This is a genomic window from Stieleria mannarensis (assembly GCF_014154935.1).
Taxonomy (GTDB): domain Bacteria; phylum Planctomycetota; class Planctomycetia; order Pirellulales; family Pirellulaceae; genus Stieleria; species Stieleria mannarensis.
In genome coordinates this window covers 81,926-94,067 of record NZ_JACEHH010000023.1, presented here as the reverse complement: position 1 = coordinate 94,067, position 12,142 = coordinate 81,926, and the positions used below count along the sequence as shown (strand labels likewise).

Annotated in this window: 9 protein-coding genes and 1 pseudogene; 6 read left to right on the top strand and 4 right to left on the bottom strand. The window is 60.2% G+C overall.

What is annotated here, in order from left to right; translation table 11 throughout:
- Positions 1–35: 35 nt before the first annotated feature.
- On the bottom strand, positions 36–1,451 hold the full coding sequence (locus tag H1B37_RS16710; RefSeq protein ID WP_182867793.1) for a hypothetical protein: 1,416 nt from the start codon (positions 1,449–1,451) through the stop codon (positions 36–38).
- Positions 1,452–1,454: 3 nt separating this feature from the next.
- A complete protein-coding gene (gene der / locus H1B37_RS16705) occupies positions 1,455–2,792 on the bottom strand; it encodes a ribosome biogenesis GTPase Der (protein ID WP_182867792.1) in 1,338 nt (445 codons plus the stop codon).
- A 106-nt stretch (positions 2,793–2,898) separates the two neighbouring features.
- On the opposite strand from der, the gene H1B37_RS16700 reads away from it, so the two are divergent.
- The 4 genes and pseudogenes from H1B37_RS16700 to H1B37_RS34440 form a co-directional block, all read left to right on the top strand.
- On the top strand, positions 2,899–3,846 hold the full coding sequence (locus tag H1B37_RS16700; protein WP_182867791.1) for a uracil-DNA glycosylase: 948 nt from the start codon (positions 2,899–2,901) through the stop codon (positions 3,844–3,846).
- Between the two features lie 136 nt (positions 3,847–3,982).
- A complete protein-coding gene (locus H1B37_RS16695) occupies positions 3,983–5,647 on the top strand; it encodes a glutamate ligase domain-containing protein (protein WP_182867790.1) in 1,665 nt (554 codons plus the stop codon).
- Positions 5,648–5,716: 69 nt separating this feature from the next.
- The gene (locus tag H1B37_RS16690; protein WP_182867789.1) at positions 5,717–5,854 is read left to right on the top strand and encodes a hypothetical protein; all 138 of its coding nucleotides are present in this window, start codon (positions 5,717–5,719) and stop codon (positions 5,852–5,854) included.
- Positions 5,855–5,895: 41 nt separating this feature from the next.
- A pseudogene (locus tag H1B37_RS34440) lies at positions 5,896–6,549 on the top strand (DUF1559 family PulG-like putative transporter); the annotation flags it as partial.
- Positions 6,550–6,663: 114 nt separating this feature from the next.
- On the opposite strand, the gene H1B37_RS16680 reads toward H1B37_RS34440, so the two are convergent.
- Together H1B37_RS16680 and H1B37_RS16675 are read right to left on the bottom strand one after the other, a co-directional pair.
- On the bottom strand, positions 6,664–8,553 hold the full coding sequence (locus H1B37_RS16680) for a hypothetical protein (protein ID WP_286177832.1): 1,890 nt from the start codon (positions 8,551–8,553) through the stop codon (positions 6,664–6,666).
- Complete coding sequence (locus H1B37_RS16675; RefSeq protein WP_182867787.1) at positions 8,553–10,661, bottom strand: multiheme c-type cytochrome; 2,109 nt, start codon at positions 10,659–10,661, stop codon at positions 8,553–8,555. The genes H1B37_RS16680 and H1B37_RS16675 overlap by 1 nt, the downstream gene beginning before the upstream one ends.
- 303 nt (positions 10,662–10,964) lie before the next feature.
- Here H1B37_RS16675 and H1B37_RS16670 point away from each other — a divergent pair, with 303 nt between their 5' ends.
- The gene (locus H1B37_RS16670; protein ID WP_182867786.1) at positions 10,965–11,501 is read left to right on the top strand and encodes a hypothetical protein; all 537 of its coding nucleotides are present in this window, start codon (positions 10,965–10,967) and stop codon (positions 11,499–11,501) included.
- A 139-nt stretch (positions 11,502–11,640) separates the two neighbouring features.
- Positions 11,641–12,105, top strand: coding sequence for a hypothetical protein (locus H1B37_RS16665; RefSeq protein WP_182867785.1), 465 nt, complete (start codon positions 11,641–11,643; stop codon positions 12,103–12,105).
- Positions 12,106–12,142: the final 37 nt, after the last annotated feature.

Genomic DNA, 12,142 nt, shown 5'->3' with positions numbered 1-12,142 from the left:
CCTCCGCCAATCGCGGACGCCGACTGACGGTCCAGTTAGGAATCACGAGCCAACACGCTGGCGATCAGCCCCGGCAACAGGATCGCACCGGCGTCGGCGAATCGTCCCAGCGGAGGGCTGGTCAATATCACAAACCCGATGTTGAAGACCGCATAGGTGATCGCGACGATGGCAAACGCATTCCAGCCTGCTGGGAACTCGATCGGCCCGATCGCCGGTTGCCGGACGACTTTGATCAGCAGCCAAAACAATCCCAGCAAGATCATCGGCAAAAAAACCGGATGCATCGCGAGGTTCGCCGCTGTGCCCCAAACACTCCGACGCACCGCCAACAACAACCAACGCACGTAGCCGGCCGGCGACTGCGACAGGATCGCTCGATTGAGCGCGCCGATTTGCCGATGGATTCGAATCTCCGCTGCAAGTGGATCCGACGCATTTTGCTCGGAATCGATTTGACGCGCCAGCGGCCAAACGACTCCGTAGTTGACCTGCCCCCACTGCTGTTCGATCGTCAGCGTGGGTAACGATCCGCCAGACTGACTCGGCATTTGAAATCCCTGGCGGTCCAGTTCCTCGGCCACGCGTCGCCCCAGTTCCGCGGACTCGCCCGGCAGATCCTGCAACGTCTCCGCCGGAACCGTTTGGACCAGGACGGCAGAAAGGTTTTGATGTCCGAACGGGGCGATGGCGAAATCCGACACCACCAATTTGCGAACGAACATCCAGCCCACGACGACGATCGCGACCGCGCAGGCGATCTTCACCCCGAGTAAACGCGACGGAGCGACGGTCGATTCCGACGCGTCGTTTGCATCGGGGGCAGTCGCGATCGCCGCACCACGACCGGCCAACAACCATCCGGCCACCGCGATCCAGGGAATCAGAAACAGATAGGCCGGTCGCACGAAGATGGCGAGGATCGCGACCACCGCGCAGGCAATCGCCTGAATCGCGGATCGGGTCCGACACGCGCTGATCAACAGCGCCGCCGTGATCACCCCCAGCGACGCCGCCGGCGCGTCGGTGCTGATCGTGCTGATGTGGTCGGCCGCCGTGCATCCGATCAGGATGCAACCGCCCGCGGCGATCGCGGGTCGCAAGGGCATGCCGCGGCGACGCAGGGCTTCGGCAAAAGACCATGACGCGGTGGCGTGCAAAAGCACCTGCAGCAGCGGCACCCAAGCCAGGCCGACCGTGGCAGAGACAATCGCCAAAAAGATCGGATAGCCGGGCGTGCGAATCGAAAGCAATGCATCGGTCAGCGAGCCCAGCGGATAATCCACATAGCTGGGCGTGTCGTTAACCGTGTGCATGGACAGTCGCCCCGAGAGGGCGGCCAAGACGCTGCCTGTCACGGCGAACAGGATCCATCGAATCGGTGCGGCGTTCAGTTTCATCGTGTGCGCGACGTTTCCGGGATGGATGGACAGGCTGGAAACCGATCCCACTTCCTAGCGATTGATCGCGTCTTCTTCGTCGTTGCGTGCGCGCTTCTGCAGGTACATCTTGATCGGGACTTCGCCGAACTTCAGGTGATCGCGCATCACATTCATCAAGTAGCGTTTGTAGTCGTTGGAAAACGCCTTCGGTTCGTTGCACATCACCACGATCGTCGGCGGTTCGGTGGCAACCTGCGTGGCGTAATAGATCTTGGGCCGACGGTTCTGATACAGCGGCGGCTGGTGGGCTTCAATCGCACTCCGCAGCAAGCGGTTCAGTTGTCCGGTCGAGACGCGCTCGCGGGCTTGTTTGTACAACATGCTGGAGTGGTTCAGCAGCGCTTTGACGTTCTTGCCGGTCTGTCCGGTGATGAATGCGATCGGCGCATACGAAAGCGTGGGGAACTGGCGGCGCAGGTACCTGACCCAACGTTCGGTCGGCATCGTGTCGTGCAACAGATCCCACTTGTTGATCACAAAGATGCACGGTTTGTAGTTGTCGATCACGTAGCCGATCAATTGCTTGTCGACCTTGCTGACCGTTTCGGCCGCGTCAAAAAACATCAGCACGACGTCGGCGCGACGGATGCTCCGCTGGGCGCGGTGCATTCCGTAGAATTCCAAATCCGTGCGTTGGCTCTTGCGTTTTCTCAACCCCGGCGTATCGATGGCGATAAAGGTCTGGCCGTCGACTTCAAAGTGGACGTCCACGCTGTCGCGCGTCGTTCCGGCAACTTCGCTGACGATCATGCGATCGGTTTCGGCCAACGTGTTGACGAACGTGCTCTTGCCGACGTTGCGGCGCCCGACGATCGTCAATTTCATCGTCGGCACATTGATCGATTCGTCCGACGGCGGCAACCGATCGCGGATCAATTCCAGCAGCTCTTCGCGGTTGCGATTCTGGGTGGTGCTGACGGTGACCAAATGGCCGCGTCCCAGACGGTGGAATTCCTCGGCGTGCACGTCGTGGTGCCGCTGGTCGGATTTGTTGGCGACCAAAATCACCGGGCGTTCCACCCCACGCAACCGCTCGACGACCAATTCGTCCAGCGGCATCAAACCGGTCTGGACGTCGACGACCAACAAAATCACGTCGGCCGAATTGATCGCCAATTCGATCTGACGACGTACGTCCGCCGTCAAATCATCGGGGTCTTCGATGCCCAACCCCCCGGTGTCGGTCAGCTCAAAAAATTGCCCCTCCGACTCGATCAAGGTCGTCATCCGGTCGCGGGTGACGCCTTCATAATCGTCGACGATCGCTAAACGGCGGCGGGCAAGCCAATTAAAAAGACTGCTTTTGCCGACATTCGGGCGGCCAACAATCGCAACTTGGGGGACGGGCATGGAACAGTCTGAGGGACAAAAGAAAGCGTCAACGGAAGGGGAAACCGGCGTGGTATGTTAAACGCCGTGGTGCAAAACAAGTAGGCCGTGTGTTATCTATGGTGCCATGGAGCAAGAAAAACCAACGATCGAAGGGCCCGACCCCGCCACAACGCTCGCCCAAGCCGCCGGACTGGCCGAACATCTCCAGCGGATCGGCGTCCAGTGGCTGCCGACGGCCGATGCCCAGTCCGCACAGGCCCTGGCGACCCAATTCCACGTCGCCGATGAAGTCGCGCCCCCACCGCAGGTCGAAAACACTGCCCCGTCGCAAGCCTCCCCGCCTGCGTCTGCCCCGGCTGACGTAGCCTCACCGACCGCAACACCCGCTATTGCAACTCCACCGGCGGCAGCCCCCAGTCCACCGACCGCCGCCCCCGCCTTCGCCTTCGCCTTGCAAAGCGATACGGCCGCAGCAAGCGAACCCTACGCCGGACCGCCGCTGGCCGCCGACGCCCGCGCCGTCCAGCTGGCCGCGTTTGCCGAAACCGTCGCCGCCTGCACACGCTGCGAAATCCTTTCCAAGTGCCGCACCAAAACGGTCTTCGGCGAAGGCAACGTGACGCCCCGGATCGTCTTCTTCGGCGAAGGCCCCGGTCGCGAGGAAGACCTGTCGGGCCGGCCCTTCGTCGGCAAAGCCGGCCAGCTGCTGACCAAGATGATCCAGGCCTGCAAGTTCGCGCGCGAAGACGTCTACATCATGAACACCGTCAAGTGTCGCCCACCGAACAATCGCAACCCCGAGCCCACCGAGATCGAGAACTGTCGCGAATACTTCCAAGCCCAGTTCCAAATCCTGAGGCCTGAATACATCGTTTGCTTAGGCCTGGTCAGTGCTCAAGCGCTGCTGCAAACCAAACTGTCCGTCGGACGGTTGCGAGGAAAATTCCATTCTTACTTTGATAGCAAAGTGTTAGTGACTTATCACCCGTCGTACTTGCTGCGCAATCCGGCCGCGAAAAAAGCGGCCTGGGAAGATTTGCAACTGATGCTGCGTGATGCGGGTTTGATGTAGCCGCGTCAAAAACTCGTATTGACCGGTTTTGGAATACCAGAACAATCTGTGTGCATCGCGGATGTCACTGCCGAGCGAAAGGATCGCTTGAGAGTCCGCGAGAGCTGAAACCCACGATGTGCATGGAGGCCATCTGATGCGACACGCATTTGACGTTCGACAAAGCGTTTCTTTTCGCACCCTTCTTGGCGAAGATTCGGTCAACAAAGAACTGGCGTCGTTGCCGAAGTTGTCGACCGCCGATGTGCCGCCGATGACCTCGGTCTCCATCGATACCTTTGCGGACGAAGTTGACCAGCCGGTTTCGATCTCGCTGGCCGAGTTGTTCCCCGAAGCCAGATTCTTTGGATGCAAAGATGTGAGTCTTTCGTCGCTCGCCGAAGACGTCCGCGAGTGTTCACCGGGCGACGTGGTGATCTATCGCGTCGGCGAGGGCGATCCGAATGAATTGATTTCGGACGCACTGGCACGGGGTGCCGGCGGAATCCTGACCGAACAATTGTTGCCGTGCCCGATTCCCCAATGCATCGTCGGCAGCGTGGATCATGCGCTCGCGCGAATTGCATCAGCCCGACACCGCCATCCCGATCGCCAGTTGCTGACCGTCGGCGTATTGGGCAACAGCGGCAAGACATCCACGTGTTTGTTGGCCGCAACGCTGACCAAGGCGTTGGGAATTCGAACCGCATACCAGTGCGACCTCGGATCCAGCGATGGCGTGGTCAACGAGACGCCCGCGCAAGCAGTTCTGCATGGGGCTCCGTTGATCGATTGGATTGCCGAGTCAGGCGACTGTCTAAGCCGAATCGCCATCATCGAGATCGATGAAACGGCGGCCCGCGACGGACATTACGACGCGATGCAGTTTGACGTGTTGATGGTGACCGGCAAGCGAGAGTTGTCGGACGACTTCGGACCGTGTGGCTTGCAGTGCTTGCTGGAACAATTGACGCCCAGTGGGATCGTGATCGCACCGAGTGAAGACGCCAAAACGGTTCGCGTGCTGGAACAAGCCCGTTGCCAAGCGATCTTTTACGGCACGACGGCCGAGAGCGAATTTGGCGCGATCATGATCGACCAATCCGGCGGCATGGCGACGCTGATGCTGACCGCCGGCGACACCAGTGCGATGATGGAAACCCCGCTGTGCGGAATATCGATGGCGTCCAACATCGCCGCCGCATCCGCACTCGGATCATTGCTCGGGCATTCGCCCCATGAGATCGCCAAACACTTGTCGACGCTTCGATCGATTCCGGGGCGTGGCCAGCGACTGGTCGATTTCGGACACGCAACGGTGGTCCTGGAAACCGGCGGCACGGTCGACCGTGTCAAGGCGGCGTTGCGGACGGCCAAAGCGGTCGGGGCTGGCGGACGCGTCTGGTGCGTGTTGGCGATCGGTGAAGGAGACGATGCCGAAATGCTGGCCAGCTCTGGACATTGCATCGAACGCTTTGCACACCATTGCGTCGTCACCAGTCGCCCGGAGCAAAGCGGATCGTTCTTGCAGCGTTCGCACCAACTGCTCGATGGTGTGAAAAAGTGCGCTGCGGTTCGCTTGGTTGCCGATCAGCAAAAGGCGATCGAGTGGGCGATCGAGTCCTCGCGAGCACGCGACACGGTCGTCGTGATCACTAACGATCGCGCCCAATCGGCTCACCAGTCCCGCACCGAAATGGCCGCCCTGGAACAACTGGTCGCCGCGGCGCGTGCCAGGAAAGACGCCGAAGACGAACCCGCAACCGAAGCCGATGCTGCCGCCGACGCCGGTGCACCGATCAAGTTGAAATTGTTCCGGTAAAATGCCACTCGTGCTTGCGGAGGATCGTGCGGACGTCGCGTTGATCGGTGGTGGCAATGACTGATCCGGATGTACGACGATGCCGAGTGCTCGATCCCGGATTTCTGTGATTTCCACGAAATCTCCACCGCGTCGTTGTATGCATGGCGACGTCGACTGACCGTCCAAGACGACGGCTTCCTCTACAGCCAGCCGACCGAGGAGTAGGAAAGCCCCAACCGGGTGGCTGGATCTAACAGCTCCTCCCCCAACTAGGAGAGTCTTCGGTGTTCGAAATCACGAGGGGCGCAGAAGGCATCACAACGAGCGGAAAGAGCTTGTTGCAGCTCGCCCAGACTTTAACTTCGAGCATCCGTTGCCCTTCTCGCCCCGGATCAGCTCTTCAGCCCCAGACCTCCGAAGTTCGCTACCGAATGGTGGCGCAACAACCACAAACGGTCGCGCGCACCGATTATGCAATTAATGAAGGAGACTGGATCAGCGACTCTGGAAGCGGTCCGCCGTCACTATCGGCCGTCACTTCCTACGCGTGGATCGATCCACTACGAGTTACGGGAGTAAGTTGGCAGAGGGGAAGCACAGCATTTCGCGGCGTGATTGACGGTCTGACGGCTACATATTTGGTTGGAGAGAAACGAGTATCACACCTGGGATATGATTCGGGACAAGACAGAGGGCACGACCAGGCGCCCTACACCGGTGCCGACCTCGACACAACGAGATGGGTGACTGAACCTCCAAGTCCTGATTCAAAGACTTTAGAACCCCTTGAGAGGCGGTTTGGAAGCGTGCATTCATCCGGTTGCAATATGCTTTTCTGCGATGGGTCAGTCAAGATGATCGGGTATTCGATTCACCCAGACGTTCACCGGCAGCATGGGAATCGCCACGACGACCGGTAGCGTAGCCCGCAACTAGTCAGGTGCCGACAATGCGAAGCACGGTTCGGGCCATCGGGGTTTTCGTACCTGACCTCTTTTCGCTCGGCAATCCTAAAATCCAATTGGAACGAAGCACTAAAACTTCCAGCGGTACTCCATCCGTGTGCCGTACACGTCGTCTTCGCCGTCGCGCCAACCGTGCATGACGTCAAACCGCAGCAGTGTGGCGTTGGAGATCGGAAATTGATAACGGGCCCCGATCGCGTACTGGTCTCCGCGGGCGATCGCCCGATCGCCGTGGGTGGTCAGGTAAGTCAACTCCAATAACAACTGCCGGTCCAGATCGTCGCCGATCAAATCGACGCCGACCGAGCCCCCGGCGGTGTCGGCCGCGGAGGTGTCCAGGGTTGCAAAACCGTTTAGCCCGTCGGTGTCGAAATTGATCCCGGTATTACGCAGAATCCCGCCAGAGATTCCGGCGCGGGCGACCGATTGCGGCCGGTCCCAGCCGTAGAAAAAGTTGGCGTAGGGCACCACGGTCAACGGCGCAGCCGTGATCCAACTGTTTTCGACCAACAGCAATCCGCCGTCGGCGGTCCGGTCCGCCGCGGCGCGATCCTGTCCCGCATTGATGATCACTCGCACGCTGTTGCTAATCCGATCGAAATACCGCCGCGTAAAACTGACGGTCGCGTTGTGGTAGCTCAGTGTATCGTCGTTGCGGTGATTCAAATACGCGTAGCCGGTTTCGATGTATCCGCCATAGGCTTCGATAAACCATGCCGTCCCAAACGCCTGCGCGTCGCTGGCATCGGCAAACGCCGGGCTGTTGAGCTGGTCAAAGACGGCGAAGAAGCTGACGTCAAAGTTGGCCCAATTGAGCAAGCGACTGTGTTTGGCGGGGATGGCAAACGCGACCCCACTGACGGCGTCTTCCATCCAGATGCCGTTTTGAAACAGCAGCGGCATCAGCCCTGCCGACACCGGCAACTCGAATGGCGAGGACTGATTGCCCAATGCCCCAAACATGACGCCGAGGTCGCCTTCGAAGAACGCGGTCGCCGGGGTCAGGTTCATTTCATTGCGATACTGCAATTCGCCGTCGACCAATTCCCAACGCGTGAACCGATTTTGTTTATCCAGCGGACCGACGAAAGCGTGAAAGCGTTCGGTGTCGGTGATCTGAAGATCCATGTCCAGGTTCAGCCGGTTGGCCCAGTTGTCGGCCCGCCCACCGGCGTTGCGCCCGGACTGGATGCCCGTGCGAAAGTCACCGTAGACGTAGAACTTTGGCCGGACCAGATTCATCGGCCCGAACAGATCCCGTCCTCGCGGCGTGATGCCGTCGCCGTACCAAACGCGCCCCCATTCGACCCACGGATGTTGGGTCGGCACGTCTTGTTTGGCATCGTAGACCCAGGCCTCGCGGCCGCCGTCGTGGTAACAGGCGGCGGGATCGACCGGCATCGGTGAAAAATCCATGCGGTGGTCGTGCAGGACGATCGGAGCGGGGGTCATCTGCGGCGGTCCCCCCAGTCGTTCGGCGAACGTCTTGTGTTCGGCGACTGTCTTGTGCTCTGCGACCGGGTCTGCCGGCACCAACTCGTGGTCGAACAACTCGAGCGGAAACTCCGGAAGCACGGCCTCGGTTGTCGGCAGCCCCGCAAGTGAACGCTCGGCTTGCGGTTGGAGGTAGTGTTCCAGTGCGAGCGTGAAATCGTCCAATCGATGTGACGTGACGGGCCGCGATTCGTTTCGCATCGGCGATATCGATCCGATGCTTTCGAAACCATGGGACACCATCGACGGCGGTGCCGGTGGATCAGCGACCGAGGCGTGTTGCAGCTGGGCAAGGGAACGCTGCAGTGCGCGATCAAAGTCCTGCGTCACCATCGCGGTGGTTTCCGTCGACGCTTCGGTCCCGGACGTTTTGTCAACCGCCGGCAAACGGCGCGGACGATCGGCACCGAGCGTCGCCAACGACAGCAATGCCAATCCGATCAAACAGGTTCGATTCATCGTCATCAGCGCACCCAAAACGTATGACTGGATGGATGCAGGTCCAGCGTGTTTTCCAGCATTCGCTGAATCATGTCCGGAGTGCTGTTGATCTGACGCATGAAATAGATCGGTTCGGTCCGGTTCCGCATCCGCACGCTCAATCGATACGCCCCTTTTTTGGTCATCACGCCGGCGGGAATCGAATAATGTGCCGTGCGCGAATCGAGTGGCGGGATCGAATGGGCTTCCATACGGATCAGCGGTGGGTGATTGAGCACCGACACGGGTACGGCACCGGGGCGCAAGAACACGAGTTGATCGAGCGAAAAGTTCAACGGAAGCGCCGCCTCGCGATCCGTCCCACGCACGTTGTTGATCAAGAACTTGGTTTGCAGATTGAACAGGTCTTTGTCGCGTGCCACTTGGTGCGTCGCGACATCGACCGAATGCATGTCGGCCAGATCGCCGTGACGATCCAGGTAGCCGCTCTCCCAGACTCGGCAACCGTCGGGATCGATCAACGCGACGTTCAACCACAATTGCGGTTGGGCGCCCAGTGATCCGGTCGGCAGGTTGTGGCCCTCGCTGACATTGCGAACGGTGTAACTGAATTTCAGGCGTCGCCCGGCGGTCGGTTCGTGATGGAAGTGGGGGCCTTCGACCTTCAGTCCGCCTTCCATGGTCGCGATCGAACCGGCGCGCTTCTCGGCCAGCCTGGCAAGGTTGTCGTCGATGATCTTGCGGCCGTCGCGGCGATCATCGCTGGTGTCCCAGGGTGCGGGGAACGTCATCGCATCGGTCACGTTGTTTTCAAACGCATCGGTCCCCCAACCGGCTCGATAATCAAACGCCAACCACTCGCGCGGCGTGTATTGTTTCGCCTTGGGGTGGTGTGGAAAGATCCCGGGATGGGCGATCGAGTAACCCGGTCCCCAGAACATGTGGTTGGACTGTTTGCGTTTTTCACCGAAGGGTTTGTCACCGATGTGCGCGACAAAGTCGGTTTGGTAGCCATTCGGTTTGCCCGGTACGGCGCCCATGTGACAGTCTTGGCAAGACACGCCACGTTTGGCGGCCGGCCCGCTTCGATATTGGGCGTGGACGACTTCCAACCAAATCCCCGGATGCACAGCGACCTGGTGACAGGAGACACAGACGTCGCTATTGGTCAGCGGTTTGAAGAACCGCCCCTGCAGGTGGATTGCTTGTCCGGGACCTTTGTCGTCGGGGGACAGTTTTAATTTCAGCGATTCCGCATTGGCCACTGCCTCTCGCAGCCCCGCTCCGCCGCGGCCGCCATAGACCGGCGCGTGAATGTTGCCGGGGACGATTCGCCGGTCTCCGTTGCTGCGCCAGTAATGTTCGTTGATACGGTGGCATGCGATACAGGTGACGCCTTCGCGGACCACCGGCGGTGCGTCAAGCACGCTGACCGAACGAGGAATCTTGAGCTGGGTTTGAACCGGGGAGTGACAGCGATTGCAAAAGCTGCCCACCGTGCCTTCGGTCAGCTCGGTCATCGCTTGTTCGAATCGATTGAACATCGGCGAGACGCTGGCGTAGGCATGCCCGCTGGCCCGCCACTGTTCGTATTGGGTCGGATGACAGGCGCGGCACGATTCCGCCGAGGGATAACAGTCTTCGGTCCACAGGTCGGCATGGGGATCGCGTTGCGGCGCGGCGTCGCCGGGCTGGACCGGCCCCAATCCGGCCAACGGATCATCAGCGGATGCATGCCCTTGAGAACCAGGAACCAAATCTCCACCGAGCAGGTCATCTCCACCGAGCAGGTCATCGTCGCTTTCCCCGAGCGAGGTGCTGGCGTTGCGAACGGCGTCGTGCAACGATCGCCGCAGCTGGGCGACCGACCGCGGAGCCTGGGCATGGCGTTGGGGATTCGCGTCCTTGGGGGCGGCTGCAATCCGCTGCAACTGGTAGAAAGCGTCCGGATTCCAAGGGTGGGCGGCAGACGGCCCCGCGGAGATTTCCCACGACGCACGATCGGTCGGTGTCGACCAGGGGTGGGGGTGCGGCTGCTGGGCGACCGCGGGAGAGAGCGACAGGATCAGCAGCCAGCAGAGTGACCGCGCCTGCACGATGGATGGCGCCTGAAAGATGGATTTGGCCAGCATCGCCCTATCTGTCCGTGACACAAATGAAACCGAACGGCAACGGTCGACAGCGACCGGCCTGCCCCTTCGATTCGACTCAACAGGACCGCGCCATCCCGTCGGACTGTCACAGCCGTTGAAACCCTCCTAACCGGAACAGCTTATTGAAGAAAAACCCTCGGCCAGGGCGTCAAACTTCCTCAGTGGGTGAACTTTGCAAACTAGCGTTCAGTGTTCGCGCGATTGGAGCGCGGATGCTTATCCACACCGGGACTGGTTCTCAGTCCGATTCCGGCAGACCCCTTCAAAACGGTTGTCAGAACAATGTCATCGCATTCCTACCGAACCCTGCCTACCGAAGGGCAAGCGAAAACGTATCGATGCAAAGTCGTCGGCGACAGTACCGCCAAGCTACTGGTCGGCCGCAAGTTTCAAAAGGTCTTCGTACGTGAAACATCCGGTGGCGGTTTCACGCTGGGGCTGAGCACGAAAGTGGCCAAGAAGATCAAGTCGGGAAAAAGCTACGACCTGCGCTACGATGATCGCCGGATGCAGGTCATCGCCGAAACCTTCGTCGAAACCGTCCAAGGCGAGGCTCGATTGCAAGTCGGCACCATCCACGAATACGAACCCAAAGAGCGGTGGGCGTTTCGGTTGCCCTTTTCCAAGGGCAGTCGCATCATCGGGCACGATTCCGGGATCGATAGCGGTGCGGCCTACGGCGGATTCGTCTTGGTTCTGTTTTGCGTGATGGCGTTACCCGGAGTCGGCGACCGACTCGGCACGGCCCCGCGAATCGAATCGGCTCTGGCGATGATGAGCAAGAACATCGGCGACGTCGTCTACGCGATCCGACACTAACCGTTAAATCTTTCCTAAAGCCTCAGGTCGGCGCAACCGATACAAATGGTGTTCGCATCCGCGGACGCCGTTTTTTATGCGCCCTGCTTGTGAGGGCGGACCTCTATCCCGCTGAGAAGTGGTGAACGAGAGCAACGCGATGAGAGCTGACCGCAGACGAGAGAATCGAACGAGGCGTGTTTCACGGACGCTGCTGGGCCTTGCGCTGCTCTGCTGCGTCGTGACCACCAGCACCGGGTGTCGATTGTGTTGCGACCGCGAAGACCAAGCCTATTCGGCCTACGGCGGAATCTGGGAACGCACCCAACGCAACTCCGGCCGCGTGGGCAGTTTGTATGATCCCGGCGGCGCCCGCACCGCCGACGTGACGCCGCGTGATTCGGCCAAAGATGAGATGGAATCCCGCGAGCGGGTCGCGCCGCTGGGCGGTGTGAAATCCCGCGGGTCCGACGGCGATCCGCTGCCCGAACCGGTCTTGCCGGAGCGAAAGTCGGACGAGGAAACGGAACAGGAATTCCAAGAGCGATTGAGGAAGTTCCAGGAAGAGAAAATGTTAAACGCGGGCATCGTCCCCGGCGAACCGGCGCCGCCCGATTTCCGCTAATCGTCTACCGCGACTCGTTTTGCGTTCTTGACGATGC